The following is a 15,013-nucleotide window of genomic DNA, read 5'->3' as shown; positions in this document are numbered from 1 at the left end:
TACTCCGACGCTTTTTAAAATAGTTTGAACTAGACTAGTAGCTAATTTTTATTTTCCGTAAAACCCTGTCGATCAACTAATTTACGCCATATAAAAAAAGCCATAACCAGCCAATAAAGAAAGTAGTTCACAGCATGTGCTATTGCGACCCCTTGAAATCCATATATCTTGGTAAAGCCCCATGTAAATGCTACAAAACCAGCTGCAAAAATCACTTCCGAGCAAATAAATAGTTTCATCATGGCTTTACCCAACATAAGATAAGCCAAAACCCACCCCCCTATCTTCAAGGTATCGCCAAGCATTTGCCAGGCAAACAGTTCACGCATAGGTGAAAAATCCCCGGTGAACAATGTAACAATGATAAAGTCTCTCATCAGGTAAATAATCAATGCACTAACAATAGCAATTGGCAAAATGACTCGATACCCTTGTACTATTTCACTCCTGATTTCATTTGCGCCTTTAAGCTCAGACAACCGGGGCAGGTAATACACACTCAATGTGGTTGTCACGAGCATTAAGTACGCAGCACTTAAACGCCACATTGCCTCCCAATAACCAGCCGCCTGCAAACCAAACGTTTCGCCAAGGTAATCACGAACCAGTATATGGCTTACGGGAACACAGGCCGCCGACGTAAACGCCATCAACGCATATTTACTCAAGTTTAGGGCAACGGCAGCGTCAATACCGGAGAAGAAATATGAAACTCTAAACCAAGGAGCTCTATAGCACAGCGCCAGCGTAACAACGAAAGCAAAAGATTGATAAACTGCAAGGGCAATCAAAGCTCCATATAGGCCAAAGTTCATAGCCATGAATGCGGTGATTACAAGTGAAAAAATACTTCCAGCTATATTAGCGAGCACATAGGTTGCTATTTCTTTCCGCCCATTTAGGACAGCCAACAATAGTGCGTTAAACGAAAAAAACACAAGCGAGACCGCAAAGCATATGAATACTCCGCCATACCCCTCGCTGCTCAAAAACCAACTCGACAGTGTTTTGTTACAAAAAATTATGATAAACGCGCTCAGCAAAGACCCTATTAGCGCTATTGTCCCTGCGGTCCCCCATACTTTGCGCTGCGATATGTGATCCCCGACATACTCCGCAGTATATTTTGTGACGCCAGTATTAACTGCACCACTTGCAAATGTCGTGATCATTTGGATAGCGTTCTGAAATTGCCCAAGCGCTGCATATCCACCTGGGCCAACATAGATAGCAAGAACCTTGTTGACCCCCAAAAGTGTCAGCATTTTTATAGCAACGGCAATGCTATTCAACAAGCCTGTGCGTATTAATGTCATTAGATGCTGCCGACCCGAAAGCTGTTACAGGCCGACACAACTTTCCACGCCTCTTCCAAGGTTAAAGTAGGGCCAAGTGGAAGGCTCAAAACTTCATCATGGATCAACTCTGTAATGGGCAATGATAATCCTGACATATGGGTATATGCTTTTTGCTTATGAATCGGTACTGGGTAATGAATGAGTGTTTGAACTCCGTTATCTTGAAGATGTTTTTGTAGTTCATCGCGATGGGCGGTTCGAATGACGAATAAATGCCAGACGTGCTCTGCAAATTCCTGCACGCATTTATCTACTGGCAATGGTAAAATTAGGTTTGGGTTTTTGATACCTTGTAAATATACGTCTACAATCTCACGTCTCCGTGCTGTCTGCGCATCCAGATATTTTAGCTTCACAGACAGCACCGCTGCCTGTAGTTCATCTAAACGACTATTTACCCCTCGATATATATTCTGATATTTTTCATGAGATCCGTAATTACGAAGAGCACGCAACACTTGAACCAGTTCTTCATCGTTCGTTGTAATGGCCCCTGCATCTCCAAGGGCTCCTAAGTTTTTTCCTGGGTAAAAACTAAAACCTGAAGCATCCCCCCAAGCCCCCGCCTTCTTCCCCTGGTGAGTTGCCCCGTGAGATTGCGCGGAATCCTCAAGCACCAATAACCCATGTTTCTTTGCGACCGTAAGCAAAGCTGGCATATCCGTAAGTAACCCATAAAGATGTACAGGTAGCAAAACCTTTGTTCTCAGGGTAATCGCGCTCTCAATATTGCTTACATTTAAATTGTATGTCGCAGGGTCTGGTTCAACCAAAACTGGGACGAGACCGTTTTCAGTAATAGCGAGAACACTTGCTATGTAAGTGTTTGCCGGAACAATTACTTCATCACCATCCCTAAGGCGACCCAGTTCTTTCCAGGCCCGTAACGTCAGGCTTAATGCGTCTAAACCGTTAGCTACTCCAACACAAAATTTAACGCCGCAATATTCCGCGAACTCTTGCTCAAAGCGTTGCAACTCAACCCCACCGATATACCAGCCAGAGTCAATTACGCGGGCGCATGCCTCCAGTAACTCACTCCGCATATCGTGATTAATTGTTTTCAGATCTAGAAACTTGATCATACCGTTAGATACCGAATTATTTTAGCTGGATTACCGACTACCACGGAGAAATCAGGCACGTCTTTCGTCACAACGGCGCCTGCACCGACCATAGCGGAACGCCCAATAGTAACGCCAGGCAAGATAGTTGCATTAGCACCGATGCTTGCACCAACCTTCACCGTAATACCTACAAATTTCTCCGGGTAAACTTTCGAACGAGGCATCGAATCATTAGTAAAAGTTGCGTTAGGTCCGATAAACACATTATCTTCAATGCGAGTGCCATCCCACAAAAAGACACCAGACTTCAGAGTCACGTTATCACCAATGACTACATCTCCTTCAACTAGCGTATGCGCGCAAAGGTTGCAACCTTTACCAATCTTCGCGCCCTCAAGCACAACACAAAACTGCCAAACACGTGTACCCACGCCTATATCACTACTTTTTACATCTGCAAGCTCATGTATTTTCGGCATAACTTACAAGACCTATAAACTCTGAATAATCTCGAATATAGTCCTGCTCATTATAATAATCACTGGCCAGGACTAAAAGAACGCAATCTGATGAAAAATCATGCATTTCATGCCATATCATTTTATCGATAAATATTGCCTTACTTGAGCTATTCAATAGAACTTGCTCGCTGGTTATGCCATTATTCATCAACATACGACACTGACCCGAAACACAGATTGCTGCTTGCTGTAACTCTCGATGAGCGTGAAAACCGCGAGATACCCCTGGGCGTGTTCCCATCAGAAAATAAACGCGTTTAATGTCAAACGGCACATTTTTTTGCGCTTCTAAAACTACCAGCTGCCCACGCTCATCGCCTAGAACTTGTAAGTCGACCAAGTCTACCAAACTCATTTAGATCCCTCTCAAAGCAGCTTTCATGTCAATTCGCCAGCACGATGCCAGATCGTAGGGAAATATTTATTATTAGACCACGAAAAACCCCACATGCCAAAAAACCAATGTTCTTTTGCAGCGATGAGTGGGTCGGCTCAAAACAATTCCTTGCCGCTGCCCTCTGTCGATTTACCAGTAGTCGCGTCGCTGAGGACACGTGGCGAGTACCGCAGCTCTTGGTGCTGGGGAGCCAGCCCTTCCAGCAGAGAGGTTCCGCTCAGTTTGTATCGACCTCTGTGAAGGGCATCATCGCTTAACTAGCTAAAGGTAGTCACCTAGTCCATACGATGACTTCGGCTATTCAAAGCCGTGGACAAAGCATTTGCTTGAGTCCCGATCATCAAACGACAGCTGCTGCAAGCTCTACTTAGGGTGGGGGAACGCCCCACCCTTCGCCCAACCGGAGATGAATGTAAAACTGGCTGACTTTCGGAATCGCTAACACTGACCACTGGATCTGCTCTTGACCAAAACGATCAGGAGGCAATCCCAGCCACAATACCCTTGAAGTCCTTTACCAAGCTCATCATTGTACCTTTTCGTAGTTTTGGCTGAACGCCCGCGGAACAGCAACTGCTGCGCCAGGCGAAATTTGTAATTCTTTTTCGACAAGACGCCTCGAAATTAGAGTGTAAATAAAAGCAGCGATTACTCCAAGGATCACTCCGAGAAGAAGTCCTGAAGCAACGATGATGGTTTTATTTGGAGAAACTGGACCTAAAGGCTCCAACGCCTCTTTATCTAAAACCACCAATTTCAAAAAGTCCATGTTGACATTCAGATTCCGCAGTCGCGCAGCTTCTGCTCTAAGTGGCTCAACACCATCGAGAAAAAGATCTTCATTCTGACGGCTGTTTAGCATTTCAATTTGGCGATTGAACTGAAGCAATTGAAGCTCTCTGGCAATCTGAGCAACACGCCCTTCGCTGAAGTCATCGGACTTGCGTCGCAACAGCACTTGCCGTTCTGCCTCCAGAGCCTCAACCCCCATAAAGTATAGCGGGGTTTGCTGACTATTAATTTCTGTTCGCATGACACTCGATGCCGTATTACGCCGAGACTCCTCCATAGAGGAAGGTGTCGTAGGCCTTAGGATGTTCAAAGACTTGGCGATACCAATCGCCTCAGCAAGCTGTTCTATGCGATCATTCCGACGGGTCTTGAGTTCAGCCCTAAGCGCCTTCAGCTCATCTTGAAGCTGAGCTTTTTTCAGGAAGTCCGACTCCGATAGCGAAGCAATTTCTGCCTCCTTTCTCCCGGCATAACTGGATCGTGCGGCAGCCAATCTTCCATCCAATTCGCCTAGACGGTTCCTTACAATCACACCTAGATCTGCGGCTACCTGACCACGCGCACTTGATATAGCATAATTAACAAAGCCATTGAGAATAGCCACCCCATCAACCCCCTCGGGGTAACTCATTTCAACTTTTATATAAGAACTTATAATATCTTTCTTATTTGAATCCGGAAAAACAATTACGAATGAATTTCGATTAAACTCTTCAAAGCTTTGCTCCAACGTCCGCCCTGGTTTTTCGAATGATTGAAATATGTTTTGATTGGCACGAAAGAAGCTGAGCCGGGTGTCATAAGATTCCAGAGCAGCACCAACTTTAGTCAGAGCGTCTTTTGGCGAAAGTTCATAAATTTTTGATCGATTTAAAGCATCAAGTTCATTAATGGCAGCAGGGCGCAGGATACTAGATACCTTATATTCAGGAGTGATCGTGAAGGCATAGACACCCGAAAGCAATGTCACGATCAACGCTACTGTGCAGACTATAAACTTCTGCCGCCATACAGACAGGAAAAGGGCGTATAGGTCAATTTCATCCGCAGGGGGAGTTGGGGGGGTACGAAAATTACTACTCACAACAAAAACCTGCCTTCAAAGAGAAACTGCGGGCTCGTTATGCAGACTATTTCATGTGTTTTTTATTTTAGTTATATGACCGCCAAAACCCAGCGTCTCTGCCAAATTTTGAGCACACAAAATGCCCGTTATCGAGAACAGATTTCATTTTGCCATCTCTCTGACATATTACAAGTCTTGACAGAGCCGTCAGATTTTTCCCAAACAGGCACGTTAACCCGCCAGAGGCCATGTCTGAAAAATCTGAAAGCGCAAAGGAAATTCCGAATTGTCGAGTTAGACTCAATGAATCCGGGGATGGGAACTACTCGAGGATGACCGCATCATTACAGGACAAAGGCAAAACCGATGCGCCATATCAAGGCAGTTTTCTGACGAACGGCTGCTAAACGTGCGCTCACGCGGTTTAAAGAGAGAGAGTCCCTTAGGCGCGCCCTGCTGGGACCGACCCATGACGCCTAGTGCGCACCAGCACACCTAACAACGGCCCTATCAGCATACCGAGAATCAACGCCACGATCACAAATACCGACACCGGCAGCGGCCCAGTCGCCATCCCTAGGAATGAGAGAGACACGCCCTGCTGATTCTCCAGCACAAACGCCAACACCACTAGCGAAACCACCAGCACCGTCAGCACCACAACAACGCGTTTAACTCCGCGCATAACCTTCTCCTACCCCAAAAAAACTCAGACGCCCTCTTCCTCTTCTTCGTTCACCCGGTCGCGCAATTCCTTGCCCGGTTTGAAGTGGGGAACGAACTTACCGTCCAGGCTGACGGACTGGCCGGTTTTAGGATTACGGCCTACACGGGGCGCACGATAGTGCAGAGAGAAACTGCCAAACCCACGGATCTCAATCCGATCCCCGGTCGCCAGGCACTGGGACATTTGCTCAAGCATGGTCTTGATAGCCAGCTCGACATCCTTGGATGAGAGCAGCCCTTGATGGGTGACAATTCGTTCGATCAACTCCGACTTCGTCATATTTTTCCCTTCTTTTTCAAGCAGCTAGGAAAAGCGCTTCGAAGGTTTTAGCATGACTTGATGAATTTGAACAGCCCACCGAACAACTTATCCGCAGGATAGGTGGCAACCGGCTATAGGCGTATTCCGACCTCAATTACAGATGACCAGCATAGTGCGGGTTACAGCGCCGGCAGGGTTCCAACCGAACAGATAGTCACCCTCTTCGTCCTTGGCGTCGCTGGACCTGGTGATCACCTTATAGCCCTGCATCTTGCACTCACGGGCAGCGCGCCTCTCGCACTTCTCCCAGCGATTGCCAAGGCCCGAGCAATCGATCTCAATGCCGCTGACGCCGCGCTTGGCGTGGGTTTTAGCGCTGGTGGAGGAGCAACCGGCGAGCACTATCATTGCAAGTATTACGATAAGCCTGTTCATTCAAATCCTTACTGAAACAACAACACAAGAACCGCATTTTTCTTAAGACTATAGTGAGTTCTGACACTGAGCTGTATGCCTTGGTTCTAGGTTGTTGATTCAACGAATTTCAGGCACAAAAAAGGGCGACCGAAGTCGCCCTTTTTTATGGTCTGACAGAACTTAGTTCTGTTTTTCCATTTGTGCACGCAACAGGTCGCCCAGAGTGGTAGGACCAGCAGCGATGCTATCCGAAGGCTTGTCTTTCAAGCTCTGGATGGCTTCTTTCTCTTCAGCATCGTCTTTCGACTTGATGGAGAGCTGGATTACACGGCTCTTGCGGTCAACGCTGATGATCTTGGCTTCTACTTCCTGGCCTTCTTTCAGAACGTTACGCGCGTCTTCAACGCGGTCACGGCTGATTTCGGAGGCTTTCAGAGTCGCTTCGATATCGTCGGCCAGAGTGATGATGGCGCCTTTAGCGTCAACTTCCTTCACGATGCCTTTAACGATTGCGCCTTTGTCGTTGTCCTGAACGTATTCAGAGAACGGGTCGCTTTCCAGTTGCTTGATACCCAGGGAGATACGCTCGCGCTCTGGGTCAACCGACAGGATAACGGTGTCCAGCTCGTCGCCCTTCTTGAAACGACGAACAGCTTCTTCGCCCACTTCGTTCCAGGAGATGTCGGACAGGTGAACCAGGCCGTCGATGCCGCCGTCCAGACCAATGAAGATACCGAAATCGGTGATCGACTTGATGGTGCCGGAGATTTTATCGCCCTTGTTGAACTGGCCAGAGAAATCTTCCCATGGGTTAGATTTGCACTGCTTGATGCCCAGGGAGATACGACGACGCTCTTCGTCGATGTCCAGAACCATAACTTCCACTTCGTCGCCGACTTGTACGACTTTCGAAGGGTGGATGTTCTTGTTGGTCCAGTCCATTTCGGAAACGTGCACCAGGCCTTCCACGCCTTCTTCCAGCTCAGCGAAGCAGCCGTAGTCGGTCAGGTTGGTAACACGCGCGGTTACGCGAGTGCCTTCTGGGTAACGGGCTTTGATAGCAACCCATGGATCTTCGCCCAGTTGCTTCAGGCCCAGGGAAACACGGTTGCGCTCGCGATCGTATTTCAGAACCTTGACATCGATCTCGTCGCCAACGTTGACGATTTCGGAAGGATGCTTGATACGCTTCCAAGCCATGTCGGTAATGTGCAGCAGGCCATCCACGCCACCCAGGTCGACGAATGCGCCGTAGTCGGTGAGGTTTTTGACGATACCTTTGACTTGTTGGCCTTCCTGCAGGGATTCCAGCAGAGCTTCACGCTCGGCGGAGTTCTCTGCTTCCAGGACGCTGCGACGGGAAACGACAACGTTGTTGCGCTTCTGGTCGAGCTTGATGACCTTGAATTCGAGTTCTTTGCCTTCCAGGTGCGTGGTGTCGCGCACTGGACGAACGTCGACCAAAGAACCTGGCAGGAACGCACGGATGCCGTTAACGTCGACAGTGAAGCCGCCTTTAACCTTACCGTTGATAACGCCCTTGACCACTTCTTCAGCTGCGAAGGCTGCTTCGAGAACAATCCAGCATTCAGCGCGCTTGGCTTTTTCACGGGACAGCTTGGTTTCACCGAAACCGTCTTCAACCGAGTCCAGAGCAACGTGAACTTCGTCACCGACATTGATTGTCAGATCACCAGCATCGTTGTAGAACTGTTCCAGCGGGATCAGAGCTTCAGACTTCAGACCAGCGTGAACGGTTACCCAGCGAGCTTGGTAATCGATATCAACGATAACACCGGTGATGATGGAGCCTGCCTGAAGGTTCAGGGTTTTTAGGCTTTCTTCAAAGAGTTCCGCAAAGCTTTCGCTCATTTTAATTCCTGTTGATAAGGGCGAAGAATACGCCCATCTCCACACCCCAGACGGTGTGGGTCAGTTTCAATTAAAAGAAGCACCACAGGACTATGACTGGTCCCCTGCGGCCTTCTTGGTCACCCGGCGATATCGCGAATGGCGATCTCGCTCAAGATGCGTTCCAGCACCTGCTCGATGGACAGCTCCGTGGAATCCAGCTGTATGGCATCAGCCGCCGGCTTGAGCGGGGCTACTGCGCGCTGGGTATCACGCTCATCGCGTGCACGGATCTCATCTAGCAGACTCGACAGACTAACACCATCGACTTTGCCCTTCAACTGCAAGTAGCGGCGGCGAGCCCGCTCCTCGGCGCTGGCGGTCAGGAAAATCTTCAATGGCGCCTCGGGAAACACCACGGTTCCCATATCGCGGCCATCGGCCACCAGGCCCGGCGGCTCCTGGAAAGCCCGCTGGCGCTGCAACAATGCGTCCCGCACCGCTGGCAGCGCGGCAACCTGAGAGGCCCAGGAGCCAACTTGCTCATTGCGCAGGTCATCGGTCACATCGTCCCCTTCAAGGATGATGCGCTGGGGATGCCCTTCCGTCGCGCCGACGAACTGTACATCGAGGTGCGCCGCCAGCAGCTTCAGGGATTCTTCGTTGGTCAGGTCGACGCCATGGTTGCGTGCGGCGAATGCCAGCAGGCGGTACAGCGCGCCGGAATCCAGCAGGCACCAGCCCAGGCGCTTGGCCAGGATGCCGGCGATCGTGCCTTTGCCCGAGCCGCTTGGCCCGTCGATGGTAATCACCGGTGCTTTGATATTCACAATTGAGCCTCTTGGGCAACACGGATGCCGACTTGGGCACACAGTGTAAGAAAGTTCGGAAAAGACGTAGCAACATTGGCGCAGTCACGGATACGAATCGGCGCCGCCGCCCGTAGGGAAGCCACGCTGAATGCCATGGCAATCCGGTGATCGCCATGGGCATGTACGTCACCGCCACCCATCGGGCCACCGTCAATGATAATCCCATCAGGGGTCGGTTCACACGTCACGCCCAGTGCCAGCAGACCATCGGCCATGACCTGAATACGGTCGGATTCCTTCACGCGCAGCTCTTCGGCGCCGCGCAACACGGTCCGCCCTTCGGCACAGGCCGCCGCAACGAACAGCACCGGGAACTCGTCGATCGCCAAAGGCACCAGTGCCTCGGGAATTTCAATACCTTTCAACGCCGCGGCACGTACGCGCAGGTCAGCCACCGGCTCGCCACCCACTTCACGCGGATTTTCCAAGGTAATGTCCGCCCCCATCAGCCGCAGAATGTCGATCACGCCGGTGCGGGTCGGGTTGACACCCACGTGCTCCAGCAACAACTCGGAGCCTTCGGCAATCGAAGCCGCCACCAGGAAAAACGCCGAAGAGGAAATATCCCCCGGCACTTCAATATGTGTTGCAGCCAACGCATGGCCCGACTCAACCGACGCCTTGCCCCCTACCACATCAACCGGATATCCAAAACCGCGCAACATGCGCTCGGTATGATCACGGGTCGGCGCAGGCTCGGTCACCGAGGTCTTGCCCTCGGCGTAAAGCCCGGCCAGCAATAGGCAGGATTTAACCTGCGCACTGGCCATCGGCATCGAATAATCGAAACCTTTGAGCACCTGACCACCCCTGATAGTCAGGGGCGGACGCCCTTCCGGGCCGGTCTCGATCACCGCACCCATTTCCCGCAACGGCTTGGCCACGCGGTTCATCGGACGCTTGGACAGGGAAGCGTCGCCCGTCAGCACGCTGTCGAAGCTCTGCGCAGCCAGCAAACCGGACAGCAGGCGCATGGAGGTGCCCGAGTTTCCGAGATAGATCGGCCCCGGTGCGGGCTTCAAACCATGCAGCCCCACGCCGTGGATGGTCACGCGCCCATGGTGCGGCCCTTCAATCACCACGCCCATGTCGCGAAACGCCTGCAAAGTCGCCAGGGCGTCCTCGCCTTCGAGGAAACCTTCGACTTCCGTCACACCCTCAGCCAACGAACCGAGCATGATCGAGCGATGAGAAATCGACTTGTCGCCCGGCACCCGAATGCTTCCGCTCAAGCGGCCGCCCGGGCTAGCGAGGAAGGTCAGGTCATCAGCGTTCACAGCGGTTTCCATATACGCCCGGCGCGCCAGGATCTTGCTGAAATGCTCACGCGCCACCCGCGCACGGGTGAACACGCCCAATAATTGATGGCCATCCCCGGCGTCGACCGCATCGCGCAAGGCGTCGAGGTCGCTGCGGAAGGTGTCCAGGGTGCGCAACACCGCTTCGCGATTGGCGAGGAAGATGTCGTGCCACATCACCGGGTCGCTGCCGGCAATCCGCGTGAAGTCGCTGAAGCCACCGGCGGCGTAACGGAAAATCTCGAGGTTCTCGTTGCGCTTGGCCAAAGAATCCACCAGGCCAAACGCCAGCAAATGCGGCAGATGGCTGGTCGCGGCCAGCACTTCGTCGTGACGCTCGACCTGCATGTGCTCGACATCCGCACCCAACTCGCGCCATAGGCGATCCACCACCGCCAGCGCCGCCGGATCGGTTTGCGCAAGTGGCGTCAGGATCACTTTGTGCCGACGGAACAGCTGCGCATTCGACGCCTCCACCCCGCTTTGCTCCGAACCGGCAATCGGATGACCCGGCACGAAGCGCGTCGGCATGCCACCAAACGCCTGCTGCGCCGCGCGCACCACATTACCTTTGGCACTGCCGACGTCCGTCAGGATCGCCCGGCCCAGGTCCATGCCCGCCAACACGGCGAGCAATTTCTCCATGGCCAGGATCGGCACGGCCAGCTGGATCACATCCGCGCCCCGGCAGGCGAGCGCCAGGTCCGCTTCACAGCGATCCACCACGCCCAACTCGACCGCCAACTGGCGCGATTGCGGGTCCAGGTCCACACCGACCACTTCGCCACACAGCCCGCTTTCACGCAGGCCTTTGGCGAAGGAGCCGCCGATCAACCCCAGGCCGACCACCACCAGGCGACCGATCATAGGCACAGCAGGTTGCAATGCAGTGACATCAACCACGAGCCAGAACCTTGGCCAGCGCCTCCAAGAAGCGACTGTTTTCAGCCGGCAGACCGATGGTGATGCGCAGGTGGTTCGGCATGCCGTAGTTGGCCACCGGACGCACGATCACACCTTCACGCAACAAGCCCTGGAATACCGGAGCGGCCACCTGACCGAGGTCGACGCAGATGAAATTACCCTTGGACGGAATCCAGCCCAGGCCCAGCTCGCGGAAGCCTTCCTGCAACTGCAGCATGCCGCTTTCGTTGATACAACGACCTTGCTCCAGGTACTCGGTATCCTTCACCGCCGCACAGGCCGCTGCCAGAGCCAGGCTGTTGACGTTGAACGGCTGGCGCACGCGGTTCAGCACATCGGCAACCACCGCAGTGGACAGGCCGTAGCCCACGCGCAGCGATGCCAGGCCGTAAGCCTTGGAGAAGGTGCGCGACACCAGCAGGTTCGGGTACGCGGCCAGGAAATCGAGGCCGTTCGGCAGGTCGCTGCCTTCGGCGTACTCGATGTAGGCCTCGTCCAGCACCACCAGCACGTGCTCGGGCACGTCTTGCAGGAAGTCGTTCAGCGCCTGGGCGTCGAACCAGGTGCCGGTCGGGTTGTTCGGGTTGGCGATGAACACCACGCGGGTCCGGGCATCGATGGCTGCCAGCATGGCCGGCAGGTCATGGCCCCAATCCTTCGCCGGAATGATGCGCGCATCGGCACCGACGGCCTGGGTCACGATCGGATAGACCGCGAAGGCGTGCTCACTGAACACCGCGTTCAAGCCCGGCGCCAGGTAGGCACGGCCGACCAGCTCGAGAATGTCGTTGGAACCGTTGCCCAGGGTCACCTGGTTCAGCTCGACGCGGCATTTTTCCGCCAGCAACGACTTGAGCGCGAAGCCGTTGCCGTCCGGATACCGGGTCAGCTCAGCCAGCTCTTCACGGATCGCCGCCAGGACTTTGGGGCTAGGGCCCAGCGGGTTCTCGTTGCTCGCCAGCTTGACGATTTTCGAAGGATCCAGGTTCAACTCACGCGCCAGCTCGTCCACAGGCTTGCCCGGAACGTAAGGCGACAGTTGTTGCACGCCCGGCTGCGCCAGGGCGAGGAAGTTGCCACTCATGTTAAAGCCTCACAAAACCGCTTTCGGGTAAGAGCCCAGCACCTTGAGTGCCACGGCTTCCTGACTGATTTTCTCGAGCACGCCCTTGACCAGTGGGTCGCGGTGATGGCCGATGAAGTCGATAAAGAACACATAAGTCCATTTACCGCTGCGCGAAGGACGAGTCTCGATGCGCGTCAGGTCAATCCCGTTGTCGTGGAACGGCACCAGCAGCTCATGCAGTGCGCCGGGCTTGTTGCTCATGGACACGATGATGGAGGTCTTGTCGTCACCGGTCGGCGGTACTTCCTGGCTGCCGATCATCAGGAAGCGCGTGGAGTTGTCCGGGCGGTCCTCGATTTTCTCGGCCAGGCGCGTCAGGCCGTACAGACCCGCCGCCATATCGCCAGCGATGGCTGCCGAATTCCACTCACCCTTGACCCGCTTGGCGGCTTCGGCGTTGCTGGAGACCGCCACGCGCTCGACATTCGGGTAATGCGCATCCAGCCACTTGCGGCACTGGGCCAGCGACTGGGCGTGGGAGTAGATGCGACTGATGCTGTCGGTCTTGGTGTTCTCACCCACCAGCAGGTGGTGGTGGATGCGCAGCTCGACTTCGCCACAGATCACCATGTCGTGCTCGAGGAAGCTGTCCAGCGTGTGGTTGACCGCGCCTTCGGTGGAGTTTTCCACCGGCACCACGCCAAAGTTCACCGCACCGGCCGCCACTTCACGGAACACTTCGTCGATCGCTGCCATTGGCTTGCTGATCACCGCGTGGCCGAAGTGCTTCATGGCCGCCGCCTGGGTAAAGGTGCCTTCCGGGCCGAGGTAGGCCACTTTCAGCGGCTGCTCCAGCGCCAGGCACGAGGACATGATTTCACGGAACAACCGCGCCATCTCTTCGTTGCCCAGCGGCCCCTTGTTGCGCTCCATCACACGCTTGAGCACCTGGGCTTCACGCTCGGGCCGATAGAACACCGGCACTTCGCCTTCGGCCAGGGACGCCATCTTCACCCTTGCCACTTCCTGGGCGCACCGCGCGCGCTCACTGATCAGCTCCAGGACTTTCTCGTCCAGGCTGTCGATGCGTACACGCAGGGCCTTGAGTTCTTGCTCAGACATTAGCCGTGTTCCTTTTCGAACTCTGCCATGTAGGCAACCAGCGCGTTGATCGCGTGGATGTCGACGGCGTTGTAAATGGAGGCGCGCATGCCACCCACCGAGCGGTGACCCTTGAGGTTTAGCAGGCCACGCGCGTCGGCACCGGCCAGGAACGGCTTGTCCAGGCGGTCGTCAGCCAGGCGGAACGGCACGTTCATCCAAGAGCGGTCGGTCAGGTTGATCGGGTTGCTGTACAGGCCGCTGGCGTCGATGAAGTCGTACAAGACACGCTTCTTCTCTTCGTTCAGCTTGCCCATCGCAGCGACACCGCCCTGCTCTTTCAGCCACTCGAACACCAGGCCGGACAGGTACCAGGCGAACGCCGGCGGGGTGTTGTACATCGAACCGTTATCGGCTGCGACCTTGTAGTTGAGCATGGTCGGGCACAGCGAACGGGCGCGACCCAGCAGGTCTTCGCGGATGATGTTGACCAGGATGCCGCTCGGGCCGATGTTCTTCTGGGCACCGGCGTAGATCATGCCGTACCGGGACACGTCGATAGGACGCGAGAGGATGTCCGAGGACATGTCGCACACCAGCGGCACGTCGCCCACTTCCGGCACCCAATCGAACTCCAGGCCGCCAATGGTTTCGTTGGCCACGTAGTGCACGTAGGCAGCGTCCTTCGACAACTTCCACTCGTTCTGACCCGGAATGGCGAAATAGTCGTAAGGCTTGGCGGTGCCCGCCACATTGACGTGACCGTAACGGGAAGCCTCTTCAATGGCCTTCTGGCCCCAGATACCAGTGTCGATATAGTCGGCAGTGCCGTCTTCCGGCAGCAGGTTCAGCGGGATCTGGGCGAATTGCTGGCTGGCGCCGCCCTGCAGGAATAGCACTTTGTAGTTGGAAGGGATGTCCAGCAAGTCGCGCAGATCCTGCTCGGCCTTGGTGGCGATGGACACGAACTCATCGCTGCGATGGCTCATTTCCATCACGGAGAGGCCTTTTCCATGCCAGTCGAGGAGTTCACCCTGCGCACGCTGCAGGACTGCTTCAGGAAGCGCCGCGGGACCGGCACAGAAGTTATAGGCTCTCTTGCTCACATCCAATCTCACTCTGATCTGGTGGGGCTGCAATCATGTTCAGTAACAACCTTTCTCTGGAGCGAACCCTTGTGGGAGCTGGCTTGCCTGCGATAAGGGCACCTCGGTAGCGCAGTGATACCGCGGCGCTGCCATCGCAGGCAAGCCAGCTCCCACATTGACCGCGTCCAGCCAAAGGACGTGTTATTT

Annotated in this window: 14 protein-coding genes; all 14 read right to left on the bottom strand. The window is 54.1% G+C overall.

Going from position 1 to position 15,013, the window contains the following annotated elements; all coding sequences use genetic code 11:
• Window positions 1–41: 41 nt before the first annotated feature.
• Complete coding sequence (locus AC3WP7_RS20275; RefSeq protein WP_092247566.1) at window positions 42–1,316, bottom strand: O-antigen translocase; 1,275 nt, start codon at window positions 1,314–1,316, stop codon at window positions 42–44.
• Window positions 1,316–2,443 carry a DegT/DnrJ/EryC1/StrS family aminotransferase gene (locus AC3WP7_RS20270; protein ID WP_092247563.1) on the bottom strand — a complete coding sequence of 376 codons (1,128 nt, stop codon included), beginning with the start codon at window positions 2,441–2,443 and terminating at the stop codon, window positions 1,316–1,318. Before AC3WP7_RS20270 ends, AC3WP7_RS20275 begins: the two co-directional genes overlap by 1 nt.
• Window positions 2,440–2,904, bottom strand: a complete 465-nt coding sequence (locus AC3WP7_RS20265; RefSeq protein WP_092247560.1) for an acyltransferase — start codon at window positions 2,902–2,904, stop codon at window positions 2,440–2,442. The genes AC3WP7_RS20270 and AC3WP7_RS20265 overlap by 4 nt, the downstream gene beginning before the upstream one ends.
• A complete protein-coding gene (locus tag AC3WP7_RS20260; RefSeq protein WP_092247557.1) occupies window positions 2,888–3,301 on the bottom strand; it encodes a sugar 3,4-ketoisomerase in 414 nt (137 codons plus the stop codon). The genes AC3WP7_RS20265 and AC3WP7_RS20260 overlap by 17 nt, the downstream gene beginning before the upstream one ends.
• Window positions 3,302–3,869: 568 nt before the next feature.
• Entirely contained in the window at window positions 3,870–5,219 is a 1,350-nt protein-coding gene (locus AC3WP7_RS20255) for a Wzz/FepE/Etk N-terminal domain-containing protein (protein WP_102593033.1), read from the bottom strand.
• A 424-nt stretch (window positions 5,220–5,643) separates the two neighbouring features.
• On the bottom strand, window positions 5,644–5,886 hold the full coding sequence (locus AC3WP7_RS20250) for a lipopolysaccharide assembly protein LapA domain-containing protein (protein WP_093126506.1): 243 nt from the start codon (window positions 5,884–5,886) through the stop codon (window positions 5,644–5,646).
• A gap of 24 nt (window positions 5,887–5,910) precedes the next feature.
• Window positions 5,911–6,207, bottom strand: coding sequence for an integration host factor subunit beta (gene ihfB / locus AC3WP7_RS20245; RefSeq protein ID WP_003189779.1), 297 nt, complete (start codon window positions 6,205–6,207; stop codon window positions 5,911–5,913).
• A gap of 132 nt (window positions 6,208–6,339) precedes the next feature.
• The gene (locus AC3WP7_RS20240; protein WP_071489068.1) at window positions 6,340–6,624 is read right to left on the bottom strand and encodes a hypothetical protein; all 285 of its coding nucleotides are present in this window, start codon (window positions 6,622–6,624) and stop codon (window positions 6,340–6,342) included.
• 162 nt (window positions 6,625–6,786) lie between these two features.
• Window positions 6,787–8,478: a 30S ribosomal protein S1 gene (rpsA, locus tag AC3WP7_RS20235; RefSeq protein ID WP_071489067.1), complete on the bottom strand. Its 1,692-nt coding sequence runs from the start codon at window positions 8,476–8,478 to the stop codon at window positions 6,787–6,789.
• 119 nt (window positions 8,479–8,597) lie between these two features.
• Entirely contained in the window at window positions 8,598–9,287 is a 690-nt protein-coding gene (gene cmk / locus AC3WP7_RS20230; RefSeq protein WP_003172653.1) for a (d)CMP kinase, read from the bottom strand.
• A complete protein-coding gene (locus tag AC3WP7_RS20225; protein ID WP_256579952.1) occupies window positions 9,284–11,494 on the bottom strand; it encodes a bifunctional prephenate dehydrogenase/3-phosphoshikimate 1-carboxyvinyltransferase in 2,211 nt (736 codons plus the stop codon). The genes cmk and AC3WP7_RS20225 overlap by 4 nt, the downstream gene beginning before the upstream one ends.
• A gap of 28 nt (window positions 11,495–11,522) precedes the next feature.
• Complete coding sequence (gene hisC, locus AC3WP7_RS20220; protein ID WP_102593035.1) at window positions 11,523–12,635, bottom strand: histidinol-phosphate transaminase; 1,113 nt, start codon at window positions 12,633–12,635, stop codon at window positions 11,523–11,525.
• 9 nt (window positions 12,636–12,644) lie between these two features.
• Window positions 12,645–13,739 carry a prephenate dehydratase gene (gene pheA, locus AC3WP7_RS20215; RefSeq protein WP_003172650.1) on the bottom strand — a complete coding sequence of 365 codons (1,095 nt, stop codon included), beginning with the start codon at window positions 13,737–13,739 and terminating at the stop codon, window positions 12,645–12,647.
• Window positions 13,739–14,824 (bottom strand): 3-phosphoserine/phosphohydroxythreonine transaminase, encoded by a 1,086-nt coding sequence (serC, locus tag AC3WP7_RS20210; RefSeq protein WP_071489064.1) that lies wholly within the window; start codon window positions 14,822–14,824, stop codon window positions 13,739–13,741. Before serC ends, pheA begins: the two co-directional genes overlap by 1 nt.
• Window positions 14,825–15,013 lie beyond the last annotated feature (189 nt).

Source organism: Pseudomonas sp. FW305-3-2-15-C-LB1, from assembly GCF_058787615.1.
Note: the sequence above shows the minus strand (reverse complement) of the source record. Positions and strands in the feature narration are given on the sequence as shown.

What these genes read in the sequence shown, in the direction of transcription:
- AC3WP7_RS20275 (WP_092247566.1), bottom strand. Translation starts at nt 1,316, where the DNA reads ATGACATTAATACGCACAGGCTTGTTGAATAGCATTGCCGTTGCTATA.
- AC3WP7_RS20270 (WP_092247563.1), bottom strand. Translation starts at nt 2,443, where the DNA reads ATGATCAAGTTTCTAGATCTGAAAACAATTAATCACGATATGCGGAGT.
- AC3WP7_RS20265 (WP_092247560.1), bottom strand. Translation starts at nt 2,904, where the DNA reads ATGCCGAAAATACATGAGCTTGCAGATGTAAAAAGTAGTGATATAGGC.
- AC3WP7_RS20260 (WP_092247557.1), bottom strand. Translation starts at nt 3,301, where the DNA reads ATGAGTTTGGTAGACTTGGTCGACTTACAAGTTCTAGGCGATGAGCGT.
- AC3WP7_RS20250 (WP_093126506.1), bottom strand. Translation starts at nt 5,886, where the DNA reads ATGCGCGGAGTTAAACGCGTTGTTGTGGTGCTGACGGTGCTGGTGGTT.
- ihfB (WP_003189779.1), bottom strand. Translation starts at nt 6,207, where the DNA reads ATGACGAAGTCGGAGTTGATCGAACGAATTGTCACCCATCAAGGGCTG.
- AC3WP7_RS20240 (WP_071489068.1), bottom strand. Translation starts at nt 6,624, where the DNA reads ATGAACAGGCTTATCGTAATACTTGCAATGATAGTGCTCGCCGGTTGC.
- rpsA (WP_071489067.1), bottom strand. Translation starts at nt 8,478, where the DNA reads ATGAGCGAAAGCTTTGCGGAACTCTTTGAAGAAAGCCTAAAAACCCTG.
- AC3WP7_RS20225 (WP_256579952.1), bottom strand. Translation starts at nt 11,494, where the DNA reads ATGATCGGTCGCCTGGTGGTGGTCGGCCTGGGGTTGATCGGCGGCTCC.
- hisC (WP_102593035.1), bottom strand. Translation starts at nt 12,635, where the DNA reads ATGAGTGGCAACTTCCTCGCCCTGGCGCAGCCGGGCGTGCAACAACTG.
- pheA (WP_003172650.1), bottom strand. Translation starts at nt 13,739, where the DNA reads ATGTCTGAGCAAGAACTCAAGGCCCTGCGTGTACGCATCGACAGCCTG.